This is a genomic window from Cecembia calidifontis (assembly GCF_004216715.1).
GTDB lineage: Bacteria > Bacteroidota > Bacteroidia > Cytophagales > Cyclobacteriaceae > Cecembia_A > Cecembia_A calidifontis.
Genome location: NZ_SGXG01000001.1, coordinates 4,064,762 through 4,083,242 on the forward strand (window position 1 = coordinate 4,064,762; position 18,481 = coordinate 4,083,242).

Below are 18,481 nucleotides of genomic sequence, written 5' to 3' on the forward strand. Positions count from 1 at the left end.
TGTATACAAAATGGGCTGTCTGCTTACCCAAGGTTGAATGAAAATTAAAATCTCTCTGGGAATCGCCGACTTTAGCCAAAAATACTTATCCACCTTTATCCCCTTTAGGGATTCTCTGCTGTTGGCAAATCACCCTAAAGTTTGAGATTAATCCTTTCATGCTTACTTATCGAAATCAATATATCCTGTACTTTTCCCTAATTGCCCTATAAGCTTCCAGATCTTTCTGCCAGCCGGCGCGGATTTCATCCTCCTTTTTTCCTACCAGGATATCCTTTCTCAATTGGTCGGTTCCTGCCAGTTTATCAAAGAAATTATTGAAAAACTTTTCTCTTTTCCCTGACAGTTCATAGGCCCTGAGCAGGTATTTGAGAGTAAACTGATGGTTTAAAGGTTCATTTCGCAAATCTTCCCCATAACACAATTTACCCTGCTGTGGGGGATTTTTGGACATGCCTACAATACTGACCGGGGTAAAGGTAAAATCCCCAAACTTGGGATCAGGATAGCCATAAACCTGGAACGGGAAATAGGTTCCTCTACCCAGAGACACATCAGTTCCTTCGAAATAACAAAGCGATGGATATAATCTGATAGCAGTATCATTGGGAAGATTTGGCGAAGGCTTTACCGGCAAAGAATAGGCCATGCTATGGTCCCAATTTTTAACCGGAATAACCTCAATGGGCGCCTGAATCCCACCTTTCAACCATCCCTCTCCATTAATCATTTTTGCCAACTCCCCTACCGTAAGCCCGTGAACTACTGGTATGGGATGCATTCCTACAAAACTTTCAAAACCCTTTTTAAGGACTGGGCCGTCCACATAGTTTCCATTGGGATTAGGCCTGTCAAATATCAGAAGGGGCATTTTATTCTCTGCGCAACTTTCCATAACATAATGCATGGTGCTGATGTAGGTATAAAACCGGATGCCTACATCCTGTAAATCGTAAATCAGGACATCAATATCCTTCAGGCTTTCTTTGGATGGTTTTTTATTATCCCCATACAATGATACAATGGGCAGACCTGTGCTTTTGTCCACTTCAGATTTGATGGCTTCCCCTGCGTCTGCATCTCCCCTGAAGCCGTGTTCCGGCACAAAAACTTTTTTCACATCCACTCCCTCCATCATGAGGAAGTCCACCAAATGCATGTTGTTGCTTTGGGTCAAAATTGAGGTCTGATTGACTACAAGCCCTACCCTTTTCCCTTCTAAGAGAGGCAAATACACCTCAGGCTGATCTGCAGCAGGCAATATGATTTTTTGAACTTCAATGGATTTTTCCTCTGAATTTTTTGTAGGATTCTTACAAAAAGCCAGAGAAGCCATTAAAAAACTGAAAAGAATCATCAATTTGAAGGACTTCATAGTTATTTTGCGCAAGATTTCGACCAAATTAAGAAATTCCTTGAACCTTTCTTATTTCATTGCCAAAAGAATCAGTTTTAAGAGGACGGGCGGTTTTACCGGAACCATCCATAGAATTGCAGTGGCCTCTGTAGCCATAGGGATAGCGATATCCCTGATTTCTTTTATGATTTTGGGAGGGTTTCAAAATGAAATTTCCAATAAGGTTTTTTCCTTTACGGGGCATTTTCAGGTCATGCGTTTCATGTCTGGCAATGCTTTCGAAGAATCCCCAACCACCAAGAAATCAGATTTTTTCCGCGATTATGCAAGCCAGGACTATATAGTCCATGTGCAGACCTTTGCCCATAAGGCCGGTTTGCTCAAAGGAGACAATGAAGTAGAAGGGGTATTGATGAAAGGTGTTGGACCCGAATTTGATACTTTGGCCTTCAGAAACTCCATCAAAAAGGGACGCTTTATACAATTTTCTGATTCTTCTGCCTCCAATGAGGTATTGCTGAGCGCCAAAATTGCCAACAAGCTTTTATTGGATGTAGGTGACAGGGTGACCATATATTTTGTGCAGGATCCGCCCAGGTTCAGAAGGCTAGAAATCGTTGGGCTTTATGAAACGCTTTTGGAAAACTTTGATGATAAAATCATTATCGGTGACATTCAGACCATCCGTAACCTCAATGGCTGGACAGAAGACCAAGTGGGTGGATTTGAAGTTTTCGTGAAAGATTCCAAGAAATTAGAAAATTACGTTGATCCACTTTATGAAGTGCTGGATTATGACCTCAAACTTGTCAAAGTTACAGACAAGTACATGGAAATATTTGACTGGCTTCACCTGCTCAACAACAATGTGTATATTTTCCTTGGGCTTATCCTGTTTGTGGCAGCATTCAACATGGTTTCTATCCTTTTTATCCTGATCATGGAAAGAACCCAGATGATTGGGATATTAAAAGCCCTTGGGGCCAGAAATAGTCAAATCAGGAAGATTTTTGTATGGAACGGGATCCGGATTATAGGCAGGGGAATGCTCATCGGAAATGCGCTTGCTTTGGGCTTTGGATGGCTCCAGGATAAGTACAGACTCATCCCATTGGATCCTGAAAATTACTACATGAGCTTTGTTCCCATTTATTGGAACTGGCCTGTATTTATCATTTTGAACATTTTGGTCTTAATTGTAACCAGCTTGGTGCTTTTCCTTCCGGCAATGGTCATCAGCAACATACAGCCGATAAAATCTATTCGCTTCGATTAGGTCTGTAGCGGACAAAAAGACTTTTTACCTTCATGTAAATCACGCCAAAAACCGCCTCACGGAAAATATGGGTACTCATTTTTGAGGTTCCTTTGGTTCTGTCAGTAAAAATGATCGGTACTTCTATGATCTTAAAACCCAGCTTCCAGGCAGTAAATTTCATTTCTATTTGGAAAGCATAGCCAATAAATCTGATCTTCTCCAAATTAATGGCTTGGAGGACCCTTCGATGGTAGCATTTGAAGCCAGCTGTAGCGTCCTTGATAGGCATACCCGTAATGAACTGAACATATTTGCTGGCAAAAAACGACATCAGTACCCTGCCCATCGGCCAGTTCACCACATTGACTCCTTTGATATAGCGGGAACCTATAGCCAAATCATATCCTTCCTCAGCGCAGGCCTTATAAAGACGGATCAGGTCCTGGGGATTATGCGAAAAATCAGCATCCATTTCAAAAATGAATTGATACCCATTCATCAGACCATACCGGAATCCCTCAATATAAGCTGTCCCCAAACCCAACTTACCTGTCCTTTGGATAAGGTGTAGCCTCTCCGGAAATTCCTTTTGCAGCCTCTTTACAATTTCGGCAGTACCATCAGGAGAATTGTCATCAATCACCAGCAATTCAAAATCTCCTTCCAGCCCCATGATGGCACGGACCATGTCCTCCATGTTTTCCTTTTCATTGAAGGTAGGAATGATGACGAGTTTTTCTTTTTCCATAAAATCCAAAGCTCAAAAATATGATTTCTAGCAGGGATTTTCAGCCTAAAAATCAAAAAATACCAAAATTGCCTTATCATTGCGGTCTGAATTGGGTCCGAAAAAATGAAAATAGCTGTCATTACCTATGATAACAAGGGGGCTTATGCCTCCAACGAAGTGAATGAGGATGTACTCGTAGATAAGTTGCTCGGAGAACTGGCTTTAGACTTTTCCTTCGAAATCTGGTCTGACCCCAACGTCAATTGGAAGGATTATTCACTCCTCCTGATCAAATCCCCTTGGGATTATTTCGATCGTTACGCTGAATTCAGAACCTGGTGCCAAAAGATCCAGGAACTTGACATTCCGACCTTGAATGCAATGGATACCGTTCTTTGGAATTCTGACAAGTGGTATCTAAAAGATATTCAGGATAAAGGCTTCCCCATTGTTCCTACACATTTTTTAAAGAAAAAGGAAACCTTCAATTTGGAGGAGTATTTTAAAATATTCAATTCAGACACTTTGGTCATTAAGCCCACAGTCAGCGGAGGTGCAAAAAAAACCCTGAAACTGAAGCAAAGCAACCGGAAGGAATATGAAGAAGAAATTAAGGCTTGGTTGGAAGAAGAGGATTTCATGATCCAACCCTTCATGGATGAGGTAGCCAAAACAGGTGAGTATTCCTATATCTTTTTCAACAGCAGGTTTTCACATGCTGTGCTGAAAAGTCCTAAAAAAGGCGAATTCCGGGTGCAGCATTTCTTTGGCGGAGAAATCCATTCCATTGCACCTACTGAACGTGAATTGGGCTACATGCAACAAATTGTAGATGCTTTTGCTCAAGGCACCTTGTATGCCCGTGTGGATGGGGTTTGGAAAGAAGAAGTATTTTACCTGATGGAATTGGAACTGATTGAGCCTTATCTTTTCTTGTTCACCTCAGAAAAAGCCCAAGAGAATTACAAAAAGGCGATTGCGGACAAGATTAAGAAACTACACTAATTGACTCCCTTTTTACCATTAAGTCCTAAACCCAATATTCACCATCCGCTTTCAGAAACGCATAATAACAAATGAATAAGGGTTTAATTTATCAAAAAAAATCCCTCTACTGAAACCATTATCTCAAAACCCCTTCAAACTTTAAGCAATTAAACTTTAAACCCCTCCCTCATTTCTCAGTCTTTCTTTCTCACAGTCCCTTCATCCTTTCCTTTACTTATTTCAAAAAACCATACCAATCAAGTGATAATGGTTTTGATCAAGTTTTTCCTCAAAATGGCAGATGAGGTGATCAAACCACTCATGAGCGCCCCTCCAATACCGCATGAAACGATATCCTGTCCAGTAAGGTATAAATTTTTAATGGGAGTATGTGGGGTGAGGAACTCATTCTGAAACCTCGCAGGACTGTGGTCCAGTCCATAGATTTCTCCGGATTGGTAAGCAGTAAAGTTCTTCGTGGACAAAGGGGTGGATAGTTCATAATAATCAATCTCTCCTCTAAGATGAGGCAGCTGTCCGTAAAGGTTATCCAACAAGCGAAGAGACCATTTTTCTTTTAATGCCTCGTAATCCTCTCCCCTTTTTCCCCAACGGGTATTTTCCCACTTTTTAAACCAATCATAAGGCGCCAAGGAGATAATTTCAATCGTGGAAGTTCCGGGATAACGTCTTTCCCAATCGGGATCTTTAGCTGAAGGAAAGGAGATATATACTACAGGAAATGGATTGTCTTCCGGATTATCGAGATATTCCCGGACATTCTTATCATGGTCATAACTCGGATAAATCCAAAAATTGGACCTGGGCAATTGCAGTTCCTGACTATCTTTCTTCAGTCCAATATACAGGCAAATATGTGCCACAGAAGGTGCTAGGCCTTTCAATTGACGTTCTAACTTAGGACGAAGCGGATGTTGGGGATTGATCAACCGCTGAAATGTATTGAAAACCCCGGCATTACTGATAATTTTTTCTGCTTTCAGCTCATTACCATCCGCCATTAGCACCCCAACAGCCTTATTGCCTTCCATGATGATTTCTTTGACCTCGGCATTGGAGTAGATCTCTCCTCCTCCTGCTTTGATTTGAGGATAAATGAATTCGGCAATTTTAGATGAACCTCCCACCGGGAAATATCCTCCATTAAAATAATGACTGACCAAAATCGCATGCATAGCAAAACTGCTTTGGCCAGGCGGAAGGCCATAATCCCCATATTGCCCACAGAGTACCCCTATCAGCTTTTCATTCTTTGTAATAGAACGCAAGATGTCCAAAGTAGTCCTATCGGAATATTTGAGGAATTTCCGCGAATTCCATTTCCTAATCCATCTACCCAGCCAACCAGGAATCACTTTCATGCTGTAATAATTTCTGCTGGCCTTAATGACATTTTTTACAGCCTCCATGTAGCGGTCTATGGCGGCTTGATCTTCAGGTGTATCAAATTCAGATTTCAATTTTGACACCAGGTTTTCCCTTCCTTTTACCAAATCATAGGTTTTATCTTCAAAAACAATCCTGTCGTACACTTCCCCCATATCCTCCCATTGCAGTTTCCCGTCGGTAATGTACTGGAAAAGCCTAGGCATCAATTTATTTTTGGATTGTATATCCCCTACATAATGAATGCCAACGTCCCATTCATAATCCTTCCTTTTGAATACATGGGTAAAGCCACCAATGGTATAATGCTTCTCCAGCACCAGTACCTTTTTGCCATTTTGGGAAAGAAGAGCAGCAGTAGTCAGTCCACCCAGTCCTGAACCAATGACAATCGCATCATATTGCCCGGATGGTTTGCTTTGTTTATAGGAAGGAAAATTGCGCATGGGAAAGCATTTATCTAAATATAGCGCAATTGAAGGATAAAATGGAGACCAATTATTTTAGAATTTGTAAAAAACCAAAAGAATTTACAACTACTAAGGACACTTATCAATATTATTCTTCCCCGTAAGACTTCCCTTTGCAACTGCCTGAATTAGATCTGAACAGCCACTTGGATCCTTCAGGTTCAGTTTAGCCAATCCTCTTTGGGCCAAAGCCTCGACATGCTCTGGTTTGGCTTTTAAGACAGTTTCAAAATCCTCCAAAGCCCAGGAGTAATATCCAATCCGCATCAGTACCAATCCTCTGTTATATTTGGCCACCAAATTGTCTGGATCATACTTTAAGCTCATATTGAATGAGCCTGCCGCCCCTAAAATATCCCCAATCTGGGAGCGGGCCATTCCCTGATAAAAATATACCCTGGAATCCCTGGGATTTAATTCCTTCGCAATCTGAAAAAACTCATCTGCACGCTCGTACCTCTCGTTCAACAACAAGGTCCTACCCAACAAAAATATAATTTCAAAGTCTTGGGGATCATGCTTGGCAGCTAACAAAAGATGATTTTCAGCTTTCCTGAAATCCTCTAATTTCCAATAGAGTTTTCCTATTCCTGCATGGGCCTGTGCATAGCTCGGATCGAACCTCAGAATAGTTTGATAATCTTTGAGTGCATCCTCAAATGCCTCCAGTTCCTCATAAGCCCTTGCTCTTAAATGGAGGGATTTGATATCCGTAACATTGAGAAACAAAGCTTTGGAAAATTCAGCAATGGCCTCTTCATAAGCACCTCTCCTGAACAGCCGCTCCCCTTCCGAAAAACTACCAAAACAGGAAGAAAACAAAATCCATGTTCCAAACAGAAAAAGACGCCTCATACGAAACTATAATTACCCTTTTCAAAACTAATAAATTATTTTAAAAATTCCCAATGAAGGGAATGTTTATTGATGGAAAAAAGTAATCCAGGGTTGCCCGGACAATCAACGGGGCTTTACAATAGAAATTTGGAAATTTCTAAAAAAAATAATTTTAAATGGAAGAGGTTGAAAATCTTTCAGTTGAAAGACTTTCAACCTCTTCCTAATCACAGATAATCAGACACTTCATGAAACGCTTAATTTCCTTAAATTCTTAATGTTTCCGAAATCTTACTTCCGAAATCCGCCCTTCGAAATCCCACTTCTACAAAACTCCCTTCGTACTCGGCAGCTGGTTCAAAGCGGTTTTATCTCTGGCAACTGCCATTTTAATGGCTCTGGCCAGTCCTTTGAAAATGGCTTCTATCTTATGGTGTTCATTGCTGCCTTCAGCCTTGATATTCAGATTACACTTGGCAGTATCACTAAAGGATTTGAAGAAATGGAAAAACATCTCTGTCGGCATATCCCCAATCTTTTCCCTTTTGAATTCAGCATCCCACACAATCCAGGGTCTTCCTCCAAAATCAATGGCCACCTGAGCGAGTACATCATCCATCGGAAGTAAAAAACCATATCGGTAAATACCTTTTTTATCCCCTAAAGCCTTTAAATATGCTTCTCCCAATGCCAAAGCTGTATCTTCAATGGTGTGGTGCTCATCAATATGCAAATCACCCTTGACCTCAATGGTAAGGTCAACACCTCCATGCTTGCCCAGTTGTTCCAACATATGGTCAAAAAAAGGTAAGCCCGTATAGATCTCGCATTTTCCGGATCCATCCAAGTTCACTTTAATATGAATATCTGTTTCAGATGTTTTCCGGAACACCTCACCCACCCTGTCTGGCATCTTTAGAAAGCGGTAAATTTCGTCCCAATCTTTGGTAGAAAAATCTGCCCCTTCCATCTCTTCTCCAAGATAAATAGCCTTGCATCCAAGGTTTTTTGCCAATTGGATATCGGTTTTTCTGTCTCCAATCACATAAGAATTAGAAAGATCATAATCTCCGTTCATATATTGGGTCAACATCGCTGTACCGGGCTTACGGGTTGGTAAATTTTCATGGTCAAAAGACCGGTCAATATGCACAGCTGCAAATTTCACACCCTCATTTTCCAAGGTCAGCATCATCTTGTTATGAGCAGGCCAAAAATCCTCTTCCGGAAGAGAAGGTGTCCCCAATCCATCCTGATTGGTCACCATTACCAACTCATATTCTGTCTCTTCAGCTATCTTTCTTAAATTGGAAATTACTTTAGGGATAAACTCCAGGTCCTCCAAACTATCAATCTGAAAATCAGTCTGAGGTTCCACAACGATAGTTCCATCCCGGTCAATAAAAAGTACTTTTTTCATCAATTAAGGTTTTTGATAATAGGTTCGTATCGCTTTAATGCTTCAATTAGCTGCTTATTTTCCTCCCGGGCTCCAACCGAAATCCTAAGGCAATCCTCACAGAGAACTACTTTGGACCGATCCCTGACAATAATCATTTCATGGATCAGAAATTCATATATTTTTCTCGCATGATCCATTTTGACCAAAAGAAAATTAGCATGAGAAGGATAAATTTTCAACACAAAAGGTAACTTTTCCAATTCCTGTTTCAGATAAATCCTTTCGGTTAGCACATTCTTTACAAGCCCATCAATTTTGTCAGCCTGTTCCAAGGAGTCCAGGACTTTCTGTTGGGTTAGGCCTGAAATATTATAGGGAGGTTTTATCAGGTTGAGTATCCGGATAATCGATTCTGAAGCAAATGCCATCCCAATACGCAGATTGGCAAGTCCCCATGCCTTGGAGAAAGTCTGCATTACCAATAAATTGGGGAAATTTGACAATTCTGTTGTAAAACTTGGCTCATCGCTAAAATCAATATAAGCCTCATCTACTACCACCAAACCATGAAAACTGGTGATGATTTTCCGTATAGCATCTCGGTCCATTTTGTTGCCACTTGGATTATTGGGAGAGCAGATAAAGATAATCTTGGTAAATTCATCCACTGCCTCCAAGATGGCTTCTGTCCTCATCTGAAATTCTTCTGAAAGATTGACTCTTTTAACCGCAATGTCATTGATGGATGCGGATACTTCATACATGCCATAGGTTGGGGGCAGAAGTATGATATTGTCTTTGCCGGGCACACAAAATGCCCTCATCAATAAATCAATCGCTTCATCGCTGCCATTCCCCAAAAAAATCTGAGCAGTGCTCAAGCCTTTAATGAGGGCCAGTTTTTCTTTGATATCTGACTGATAGGGGTCTGGATACCTATTAAAAGCTTCACCTGTGAGGGCGCCATATGGGTTTTCGTTGGCATCCAAAAAAACTCCTACCTTCCCGGTATACTCATCTCGGGCTGAAGAATAAGGTTTTATATGAAGGATATGGGGTCGTAATAATTTTTCTAACACAAAAGCCATTACTTCTTGTCTTTAAGATAGTTGAGCCGGATGCTTACAGCATTTTTATGCGCATCCAGAAGTTCGTTGGCAGCCATGATTTCAATGGTTGGCCCGAGTTTTTGTATCCCTTTTTCAGTAATTTTTTGATAGGTGATTTTCTTAAAAAAACTGTCTAAGGAAACTCCTGAATAGTTTCTTGCATAACCATATGTAGGTAGCGTATGGTTTGTTCCTGAGGCATAATCCCCAGCGGACTCCGGGGTGAAATTGCCTATGAAAACAGATCCGGCATTGATTATTTTGTCTACTACCTCTTCCTCATTTTCTACACAAATGATGAGGTGCTCAGGAGCATAGTCGTTGATCAGCTCTATGGCTTTTTCCTGTTTGGCCATGACCACGGCAACTGAATTATCCAAAGCCCTTTTGGCAATATCTTTCCTTGGTAGTTTTTCAAGCTGGTTTTCTATTTCCTTTTGGACTTTGGATGCAAACTTCTCCGTGGTGGTTACAAGGACAACCTGAGAATCCACCCCGTGCTCGGCCTGAGACAGCAAATCAGCCGCAACAAATGAGGGAATAGCCGTTTCATCAGCATAGACCAATACTTCGGAGGGGCCTGCAGGCATATCGATGGCTACACCCTTTTTGACAGCCAACTGCTTGGCGGCTGTAACATACTGATTACCTGGCCCAAAAATTTTGTCAACCCTGGGAACAGACTCGGTACCGAAGGTCATCGCTGCGATAGCCTGTGCACCACCTGCTTTGACGATTTTATCAATGCCGATCAAATCTGCAGTGTATAAAATCGCAGGATGAATGTTGCCTTCTGCATCTGGTGGAGTGCAGAGTACGATTTCCTCACAACCTGCCAAGTTAGCGGGAACCCCCAACATCAATACTGTTGAAAACAGAGGGGCTGTTCCTCCGGGGATATATAGGCCCACTTTTTGAATGGGCACGGACCTTCTCATGCAGGTCACACCTTCCATGACTTCCAGTTTAAGTTCAGGGCTTATTTGGGCAGCATGGAATTTTTCAATATTTTCTTTGGCAACCAATATGGCTGATTTCAGTTGAGGATCAACCAATTCTTTGGCCTTCTTAACTTCCTCAGCGGTCACACAAAGGTTTTTTATCTGAACATGATCGTATTCCAGTGCAAACTTCTTCAAGGCCTTATCTCCCGAGCGCTTCACTTTTCGCAAGATAGGTTTGACGATTTTTTCAATATCTTTAGTTTTCTGAACCGGCCTTTTCAAAGACTTTGTCCATTCAGACCTGCTTGGGTTCAATATCGTTTTCATATGTTAATCAATGCTTTTCAATTGTCTATTATTCATATTGGTCCTGTGGCAATCAGATTACAATTTCACTCCCCTTCAATTTGGGGGCACAAGGTCTTTGGGGCAAAATTTGAATCACCATTTTCCAAAATCTACTTACAAGCACCCCTATATTCTTTGTACATGGTACATGGTACTTGGTTTTTGGTACATGGTACTTTACCCATTTACTCCCTTCCTAACCCAATGTACCTCACCCTTCTTGATTCTTCTCTCTCGCTTTTACCTTCAAATTACCATTTTTTCAATTGGCACCACCAAAATACCTTCTGCTCCTGCAGCCCTGAGTTCTTCGATTTTTTCCCAAAACTGATCTTCACTTAATACAGAATGTACAGATGACCATCCTTCCTGTGCTAAAGGCAAAATCGTAGGACTTCTCATGCCCGGCATGAGGCTTACTATTTTCTCCAAAGATTCATTGGGTGCATTCAGCAGTACATACTTATTGCTTTTCCCCTTTTGGACAGCATTGATTCGGAAAAGAAGCTTGTCCACTATGGCCAATTTATCCTCTGTAAGTTTTTTATTGGCAATTAATACCGCCTCTGATTTGAAAATTTCCTCAACCTCTTTCAGTCCATTCATCATAAGGGTGGAGCCGGAACTTACAATATCACAGATTCCTTCTGCCAATCCTATACTGGGGGCTATTTCCACAGAACCTGAAATCTCATGGATATCTGCCTGAATATTGTGTTGGGCAAGGTAATCTCCCAAGATTTTCGGATAAGAAGTAGCAATACTTTTTCCCTGAAAATAGTGGATATTGGTATATTCTTGACTTTTTGGGATAGCCAATGATAGCCTACATTTAGAAAAACCTAGCTTTTTGAGAACAGTAACATCTTTATCTTTCTCTACGAGTTCATTTTCGCCCACGATACCCAGATCCGCTACACCGTCTTCCACATATCCGGGGATATCATCATCTCTAAGGAATAAAAACTCTATCGGAAAATTGGTGGAAACAGACTTGAGTTTCCCTGTGCCATTATAAAATTTTATGCCACATTCCTTGATCAATGCCAAAGAATCATCACTTAATCTACCGCTTTTTTGTACGGCTATACGGATAATAGAATTCATGAATGCAATATACGTTTAGTATCAAAATGAAAATAGGGAATTTGGATAATATGGCTGAATAACTGGACCAACAGCCTACCGCGGGCGAAATGTAAAAGATTTTCCTCCTCAGGAGGAATGATGGAAATGATGAACAGTGCCGACTCTAAAAGTGGCACAAAAAACTGGTTTATGGTAAATAGGTCTGTTCATTTGCCTGCAAATATAGATCCAGAAAAATAACATCCAAATTAAATAATTGTTTTTGTTACTGCCTAAAATCCGCAGGATTTTAGTTTGGAGATTTGAATCTGCTTGTTTGTGTTCATTTTTGGTCTAGTTCGGGAATTTCTTCCCTTTGATTGAAGAGTGTTCATAGTTTTGAGACAATGGATTTTAGGTTTGAGGATAAAATGGACGGTTTTTTTCCTCAATTTTAATGGAAAAGGCATACCTCTTCCCTGTAAATCTTTATTTTTTGAGCTCCTGAGGGGTTTTTATCTGAATTTAGTTCAAAATCGGCTTGTAATCCTTACTCGTGAACAGTTTGAGCACTTCTCTTCTTCCCGTTCTTATCCACTTGGCTGAAACAGTGATAAATCTGAAGATAAACTTCTTGAGCCTGTCGGTAGGCTTAAGCCAATCAACTTTTCTGGAATACTCTCCAATGATATAGGTGTAAAAATTGGCATACATAGCCGTCATAAGCATAAAGGAGGTATTCTCTGCAAGGAACGAACAGGGCAACTTAGACCAGCCAAAGTCATTGTTGAGTACATCAAACAAGCGTTCGCTTGCACCCCGGGCGTTATAAAACCTTACAACAGCTTCATTGGACGATGTATGTTCATTGGTCAGAATAGCCCTGTAAGTAAATGCATCTCCACTAAACACATCTGCCTGCCCGTCTTTACGCCTGATTCTGGTAATGACCAGCCTGTAAGACCTGTCTTTACCGAAAGGTTTGTAGTCGGATAGGTCAGTAACTTCCATTTCCTGTACACCCAAACGTATTTTCTGCCACTTCTCAGGGGCTATACTTCCAAGGATATTATCCAGTTTGGCACATCTGTTTGCCCGTATATAAAAGCTTTCGGTATGTGCTTCCAGTGTGCGGAGAACTTCTTCCTGATAGGATGCTGAATCGGCTCTGAACCTTCCGATACGGATATTTTCATTGGTAAGCTGCCCAAACATGCGTGTAAGTGTATCAGCCTGCAAATATTTGGCCTGACTGTTGCCATTTCTGCCCTCTACGTACACAGGAATGGCCTGTGAAAATTCAGGATGTGCTATGGAAGCTACACCTGGCTGATATCCATAGACGTGTTTATATGTCTTTTTTGAATCGTACTTTTCAGTTGGAATGACGGTGTTGTCATAATCGAGGTCGTAAGCAACACCTGACTTGAGTAATCCGGTCTTACAAGCTGATTTTAACAACAAGCTGTTGAGTTTTCCATTGATATTAAATTCATGGCTTACTCCACTGGACGGATTTATAAAGAGTTCTGTATCAACAGCAAGCTCTTTGATACCTCTCAGAATTGTATCGGCACTGCATACTGAAAATGAAGGGACCTGTTCAAGTGCGTCTCTCAAGTGAACATTGATATCTTCAGTACAGTCGCCACCATTAAAGAAAATAGCCATATGATTGGCGAAAATGTCACTGTATGAAAACCCTCCCCTTAAGGCTCTAACCCCCAATTGATTATCAATGAGTTCTGGGAGACCAGAATTTTTGAAAGAGTTAAAAACAAAATTAAAACCTCCGAAAGGTGTGATTTTTTCTGTCGAATTCGTAATTTTCATACCGCTTATCTAGTTTGAGTGGTATCATCTAAATAAGTGAAAAAAAACGAGCCGGAAAAGCCTGAATTGAATAAATTCAGCCACTTTTTCGGCTTTTTTTAAATCCGCCCTGCGGATTTAAGGTACTGCTTCAATATGGATCTACATCGACAATAAAACGGACAGCCCTAAAATCTTTTTGGACCTGTAGCTCTTCTATAAGTAATTGAAGCTCATGCTTAAATTGGGCCTGGGCATTTCCCGATTTATCCAATTTTACTATAGACTCAAAAATAAACTGGTTTTTGATTTTCCCTATCAAGCCTTTTTCAGGACCTAATAAAATCTTTTTGACCTGAATTTCCGCCATGAGGTTATGCAGGTACCTCGCCGCTTTTTCAGCTGTTTTAAAATCCTTATGTCTGGTGGTAATTTTAAGCATTTTTACGAATGGGGGATAAAAAAACCGCTGTCTTTCCCCCATCTCCTGGATATAAAAATTTTTATAATCACCTGACATGACCTGCTGGAATATTTGCTGCTCAGGCCTCCTAGTCTGAATGATCACTGTGCCCTTTTTTTCCCTTCTTCCTGCCCTTCCAGCTACTTGGGTAAGTTGTTGGAAAGCACGTTCCCCTGCCCTGAAATCAGGAAAATAAAGAATCCTGTCCGCATCCATTATGCCTACCACAGTGACTTTATCAAAATCCAGTCCTTTAGTGATCATTTGTGTGCCTACCAAAATATCTACATTGCCTGATCCAAAATCCTCTAGCAGCCGCTGATAACCATACTTACTCCGGGTCGTATCCAAATCCATACGGGCAATCCTTGCCTCTGGAAAAAGCAAACTTAGACTCTCTTCAATCCTCTCTGTACCCAATCCAACTGCGCTGAGTTTGGAGCTTCCACAGGCACGACAGGATTGGGGGACTTTTTCCCTGAATCCACAGTAATGGCATCTCATTTCTTCCCCAAACTGGTGATAGGTCAAGCTGACATCACAATGTTCACATTCGGGAATCCAGGCACATTCTTCGCAGGAAATGTAAGGTGCATACCCCCTTCTGTTCTGAAAAATCAGTACCTGTTCCTGATTTTTCAGGGCCTCCTGGATTTTTTCCCTCATCAATCTGGTAAAATCCAATTTTAAGAGGTTTTTCTTTTTGTCCACCAAAATGTCTGCAAGTTGGAATTCTGGCAATTGGGCATCACCAAAGCGTTTTTCCAAAGTCACATAACCGTATTTTTTTAAACGGGCATTATAAAACGACTCAAAAGAAGGCGTAGCAGAACCCAAAAGTGTTTTAGCCTGATGCAACCAGGCCAACATGATGGCTGCATCTCTTGCCTGAAACCTTGGCGCAGGATCAAACTGCTTATAAGAAACTTCATGTTCCTCATCCACTATGACCAAGCCCAAACTATCAAATGGCAGGAAAATAGAACTCCTTACCCCCACTACAAATGAAAATTTCCCGCTCAATACACCATTCCATACTTCTACGCGTTCGTTGTCAGAATATTTGGAATGGTAAACCCCCATCTTGCTTCCAAAAACCTGCCTCAAACGGCCTACGATATGTGTTGTCAGGGCAATTTCCGGCAGCAACAATAAAACCTGAGACCCACCTTCCAATGCCTCTTGGATAAGCTTAATGTACAATTCAGTCTTTCCACTTCCTGTAATGCCATGCAAAAGCACAGTGTTCTTCTCCTCAAAAGCCTCTTTGATTGTATTTTGGGCCTGCTCTTGCTCTGGTGAAAGCACAATGTCTTCATTGTGCCCCTGCTCATCTTCAAACCTACTTACAATAATTTTGAACTCTTCCAAAATCCCATTTTTGATCAGGGTTTTCAGACTTGAAAGGGACAATCCGGCATCCGAGAGCACTTTTTTTTCCAAGCCGTTTTGGTTAAGCTCAGGATTTCGGTAAACAGGGACCTCCTGCAAATACTTCAATAAAATTTCTTCTTGCTTAGGCTTATTGCTGACCTCGTTGAAAACCGCTTCCAAGGCTTCCTTGTCTTTGGCTAAATCAGTTCTGAACCGGATCCGTGACTCCACTTTGGGGCTATACTTTTCTTTCACCTCTTCAAATACCAAAATGGCCTCTTTGATCACCAGGCTTTTGATGATGCCATGAATGGATTTGATCCCAAGAACAACTTCACAGTCCTCATAGCTCATCTCTTCTTTATTGCTAAGGGCTTGAAGAAGAAGCGCTTCCCTATCATCCAAAGGATAGGGTGAGGTATCTGCATCAAAGGTAGGATTGAGCTGTATTTTACTTTCACTACTCAATTTAAGACCTGATGGAAGAGCTGCATTCATGACCTCTCCAATATGGCAGCAATAATATTCGGCCATCCAAGCCCAAAACCGTATCTGAATGGGATTTACCGATGCGTGCGATTCCAGGACATCCAAGATAGGCTTTGCCTCATAGGCAGAAGGTGGTTTTTGATGAACTTTACCTATTATACCCGTAAGGATTTTCTTCTTTCCGAACTGTACTATCACCCTAAAACCAATACCGATTTCTTCTTTCAGATTGCGGGGGATTTTATAGGTGAACATTTTGGGAATTGGAACAGGCAGAATCACATCTGCAAAAAGTGCGGACTCTCCTGCCTTTATGTCTTCAAGGTCACCAAATAATGTTTCCAAAAGTTATCAGAAATTAGGTTGCTTAATCCATCCAATCCAAAAGCCAGGTCAATACTTTAGGCCTTTAAACTAATTTAATGGCCTAAATTAAATGATTTGAGACGGAATTTGGCAAGAAACGAAAATAAATGCGATACATTTTCCTGACACTTTTTGTCAGAGATTGAGAAACACAAATCTGATCCACTTCCTTTTAAGAGATGGATTTTACCTTTACTTTTACCGAATTGACTGCCCCAAAATTATATGATGAATAAAAGACTGTTCTTAAAAACCTTAGGACTTGGAATTGCCGGTTTACCCTTGAACTATGCCCTCGCAAATGACAATGGCGAGCTTGCCAAAAAAACCATATTACCAAGGGGTATCCAACAGGGAGATAAAATCGGCATCATCAGTCCTTCTGCTGCCACAGCCGATAGAATCCAATTTGATTTTGCTAAGGAAACCATGGGAGCCCTGGGTTTTGAGGTGCAATTGGGAGAAAATCTAAAAAACAGGCGAGGACATCTTGCAGGAACCGATGAAGAAAGGGCTGCTGACCTCAACGAAATGTTTGCGGACAAAGACATCAAGGCCATTATTTGCATCAGGGGAGGATCAGGTGCTGCCAGGATATTGCCTTTGATTGATTATAATATCATCAAAAAAAATCCAAAACCTCTTTTGGGCTATTCTGACATTACTGCTCTCCACAACGCTATCCATGCCAAGACCGGTTTGATCACTTTTCATGGGCCAAATGGAAGTGGAAGCTGGAACAGCTTCAATGTCAAACAATTCGAAAACATGTTTTTCAAAAAGGAAATGGTCTCTTTTGAAAATGAACAGGTCAAAGGAGATGATCTGATTGTCAAACAAAACCGTATCCAGACCATAAGGCCGGGAATTGCCAGTGGCAAGATATTGGGCGGAAATCTTACTGTATTAACTGCATTATCCGGAACCCCTTACCTCCCCGATTTTGAAAATGCCATTTTATTTGTAGAGGATATCGGTGAAGATCCATATAAAATTGACCGCATGATGAGCACCCTGTTACTCAATGGCACCTTATCCAAAATCAAAGGATTTATTTTTGGCCAATGTACAGATTGCAATCCATCAGGGGGCTTTGGTTCACTTACTTTAGATGATATTCTTGATGATTATATTCTTCCCTTGAATATCCCTGCATATAAAGGGGCGATGATAGGCCATGTCCCCAAACAATTTATCGTACCCGTTGGCGGCCAGGTAGAGATGAATGCCAATGCGGGCACATTTAAACTCTTGGAAAAAGTATTTCAAGATTAAAAAGGGAATATGAAACACTTAACTTACTTGACCTTCCTCTTATTGAGCCTGTATATGGGCTGTAATCAGAAAAAAACTTTGGAAAATTATATGGATACACAGGAACTTACCTATTTGGCTTTGGGAGACTCTTACACGATAGGAGAAGGGGTGGAAGAATCCGGTAGATATCCCAATCAGGTTGTGGAATTGGTGAAAAAGGATGGCATTGAATTCAAAAAACCAACCATCATTGCCAAGACAGGCTGGACAACGGATGAACTCCATGAAGGAATAATCGCTGCGGGTGTAGAAAACAATACCTATGATTTGGTAACCCTTTTAATTGGGGTAAACAACCAATATAGAGGCAGGGATATCGAAAACTATAAAGAAGAGTTTGAGGGCTTACTCAAAAAATCCATCAAATATGCCAAAGGGAATCCCAACCATGTAGTGGTAATTTCCATTCCGGATTGGGGAGTTACACCTTTTGCAATGGAAAGAGGGACAGATCAGCAAAAGGTAAGAAATGAAATTGATCTTTTTAACAAAGCCAAGAAAGAAATATCCCAAAAATTGGGCGTTCATTACATCAATATCACGGACAGATACAGAGAAATCGGTGCTAATCCGGAAATGGTGGTAGATGACAACTTACATCCCAGTCACTTGGTGTATCAAGAATGGGCCAAGGAATTGGCAAGAATTATAGAACAAAAAATGCAGTTTTGAAACCTTATCAATTAAAGCCTTCTTTTTTAGCTTAATTTGACTCTTGTTTTACAATTCCTGGCAAGAGAATT

At 41.0% G+C, this 18,481-nt stretch carries 14 protein-coding genes; 4 read left to right on the plus strand and 10 right to left on the minus strand.

Translation table 11 applies throughout. The features are described 5' to 3' along the window. Nucleotides 1-175: 175 nt before the first annotated feature. Complete coding sequence (locus BC751_RS17440) at nucleotides 176-1,375, minus strand: exo-beta-N-acetylmuramidase NamZ family protein (protein ID WP_130276745.1); 1,200 nt, start codon at nucleotides 1,373-1,375, stop codon at nucleotides 176-178. Nucleotides 1,376-1,415: 40 nt separating this feature from the next. On the opposite strand from BC751_RS17440, the gene BC751_RS17445 reads away from it, so the two are divergent. After that, nucleotides 1,416-2,633, plus strand: coding sequence for an ABC transporter permease (locus tag BC751_RS17445; RefSeq protein WP_130277629.1), 1,218 nt, complete (start codon nucleotides 1,416-1,418; stop codon nucleotides 2,631-2,633). Here BC751_RS17445 and BC751_RS17450 read toward each other — a convergent pair. Then, entirely contained in the window at nucleotides 2,617-3,363 is a 747-nt protein-coding gene (locus BC751_RS17450; protein ID WP_130276746.1) for a polyprenol monophosphomannose synthase, read from the minus strand. The two genes, BC751_RS17445 and BC751_RS17450, sit on opposite strands and share 17 nt — an antisense overlap. 105 nt (nucleotides 3,364-3,468) lie before the next feature. Between BC751_RS17450 and BC751_RS17455 the strand changes: the two genes are divergently transcribed. After that, entirely contained in the window at nucleotides 3,469-4,350 is an 882-nt protein-coding gene (locus tag BC751_RS17455; RefSeq protein ID WP_130276747.1) for an ATP-grasp domain-containing protein, read from the plus strand. A 239-nt stretch (nucleotides 4,351-4,589) separates the two neighbouring features. Here BC751_RS17455 and BC751_RS17460 read toward each other — a convergent pair whose 3' ends face one another. The 8 genes from BC751_RS17460 to priA all read right to left on the minus strand — a co-directional run bounded on the left by BC751_RS17460 (nucleotide 4,590) and on the right by priA (nucleotide 16,400). Further along, complete coding sequence (locus BC751_RS17460) at nucleotides 4,590-6,185, minus strand: phytoene desaturase family protein (protein ID WP_130276748.1); 1,596 nt, start codon at nucleotides 6,183-6,185, stop codon at nucleotides 4,590-4,592. A gap of 93 nt (nucleotides 6,186-6,278) precedes the next feature. Further along, a complete protein-coding gene (locus tag BC751_RS17465) occupies nucleotides 6,279-7,064 on the minus strand; it encodes a tetratricopeptide repeat protein (protein WP_130276749.1) in 786 nt (261 codons plus the stop codon). Nucleotides 7,065-7,371: 307 nt separating this feature from the next. After that, nucleotides 7,372-8,466: a bifunctional histidinol-phosphatase/imidazoleglycerol-phosphate dehydratase HisB gene (gene hisB, locus BC751_RS17470; RefSeq protein ID WP_130276750.1), complete on the minus strand. Its 1,095-nt coding sequence runs from the start codon at nucleotides 8,464-8,466 to the stop codon at nucleotides 7,372-7,374. Continuing rightward, nucleotides 8,466-9,536: a histidinol-phosphate transaminase gene (gene hisC / locus BC751_RS17475; RefSeq protein ID WP_130276751.1), complete on the minus strand. Its 1,071-nt coding sequence runs from the start codon at nucleotides 9,534-9,536 to the stop codon at nucleotides 8,466-8,468. Before hisC ends, hisB begins: the two co-directional genes overlap by 1 nt. Then, nucleotides 9,536-10,828 carry a histidinol dehydrogenase gene (gene hisD / locus BC751_RS17480; protein WP_130276752.1) on the minus strand — a complete coding sequence of 431 codons (1,293 nt, stop codon included), beginning with the start codon at nucleotides 10,826-10,828 and terminating at the stop codon, nucleotides 9,536-9,538. The genes hisC and hisD overlap by 1 nt, the downstream gene beginning before the upstream one ends. A gap of 267 nt (nucleotides 10,829-11,095) precedes the next feature. Further along, the gene (hisG, locus tag BC751_RS17485; RefSeq protein WP_130276753.1) at nucleotides 11,096-11,956 is read right to left on the minus strand and encodes an ATP phosphoribosyltransferase; all 861 of its coding nucleotides are present in this window, start codon (nucleotides 11,954-11,956) and stop codon (nucleotides 11,096-11,098) included. A gap of 486 nt (nucleotides 11,957-12,442) precedes the next feature. Then, the gene (locus tag BC751_RS17490) at nucleotides 12,443-13,750 is read right to left on the minus strand and encodes an IS1380 family transposase (protein WP_130273823.1); all 1,308 of its coding nucleotides are present in this window, start codon (nucleotides 13,748-13,750) and stop codon (nucleotides 12,443-12,445) included. Between the two features lie 130 nt (nucleotides 13,751-13,880). Further along, nucleotides 13,881-16,400, minus strand: coding sequence for a replication restart helicase PriA (priA, locus tag BC751_RS17495; RefSeq protein WP_165389856.1), 2,520 nt, complete (start codon nucleotides 16,398-16,400; stop codon nucleotides 13,881-13,883). Between the two features lie 249 nt (nucleotides 16,401-16,649). Here priA and BC751_RS17500 point away from each other — a divergent pair, with 249 nt between their 5' ends. Both BC751_RS17500 and BC751_RS17505 read left to right on the plus strand, forming a co-directional pair. Next, nucleotides 16,650-17,696, plus strand: coding sequence for a S66 peptidase family protein (locus tag BC751_RS17500; RefSeq protein WP_130277631.1), 1,047 nt, complete (start codon nucleotides 16,650-16,652; stop codon nucleotides 17,694-17,696). 9 nt (nucleotides 17,697-17,705) lie between these two features. Continuing rightward, nucleotides 17,706-18,410, plus strand: coding sequence for an SGNH/GDSL hydrolase family protein (locus BC751_RS17505; protein WP_130276754.1), 705 nt, complete (start codon nucleotides 17,706-17,708; stop codon nucleotides 18,408-18,410). Nucleotides 18,411-18,481 lie beyond the last annotated feature (71 nt).

Coding starts and splice junctions, on each gene's coding strand:
- BC751_RS17465 (WP_130276749.1), bottom strand. CDS start 7,064: ATGAGGCGTCTTTTTCTGTTTGGAACATGGATTTTGTTTTCTTCCTGT.
- BC751_RS17500 (WP_130277631.1), top strand. CDS start 16,650: ATGAATAAAAGACTGTTCTTAAAAACCTTAGGACTTGGAATTGCCGGT.
- hisC (WP_130276751.1), bottom strand. CDS start 9,536: ATGGCTTTTGTGTTAGAAAAATTATTACGACCCCATATCCTTCATATA.
- hisG (WP_130276753.1), bottom strand. CDS start 11,956: ATGAATTCTATTATCCGTATAGCCGTACAAAAAAGCGGTAGATTAAGT.
- BC751_RS17490 (WP_130273823.1), bottom strand. CDS start 13,750: ATGAAAATTACGAATTCGACAGAAAAAATCACACCTTTCGGAGGTTTT.
- BC751_RS17460 (WP_130276748.1), bottom strand. CDS start 6,185: ATGCGCAATTTTCCTTCCTATAAACAAAGCAAACCATCCGGGCAATAT.
- BC751_RS17505 (WP_130276754.1), top strand. CDS start 17,706: ATGAAACACTTAACTTACTTGACCTTCCTCTTATTGAGCCTGTATATG.
- BC751_RS17440 (WP_130276745.1), bottom strand. CDS start 1,375: ATGAAGTCCTTCAAATTGATGATTCTTTTCAGTTTTTTAATGGCTTCT.
- hisD (WP_130276752.1), bottom strand. CDS start 10,828: ATGAAAACGATATTGAACCCAAGCAGGTCTGAATGGACAAAGTCTTTG.
- BC751_RS17455 (WP_130276747.1), top strand. CDS start 3,469: ATGAAAATAGCTGTCATTACCTATGATAACAAGGGGGCTTATGCCTCC.
- hisB (WP_130276750.1), bottom strand. CDS start 8,466: ATGAAAAAAGTACTTTTTATTGACCGGGATGGAACTATCGTTGTGGAA.
- BC751_RS17450 (WP_130276746.1), bottom strand. CDS start 3,363: ATGGAAAAAGAAAAACTCGTCATCATTCCTACCTTCAATGAAAAGGAA.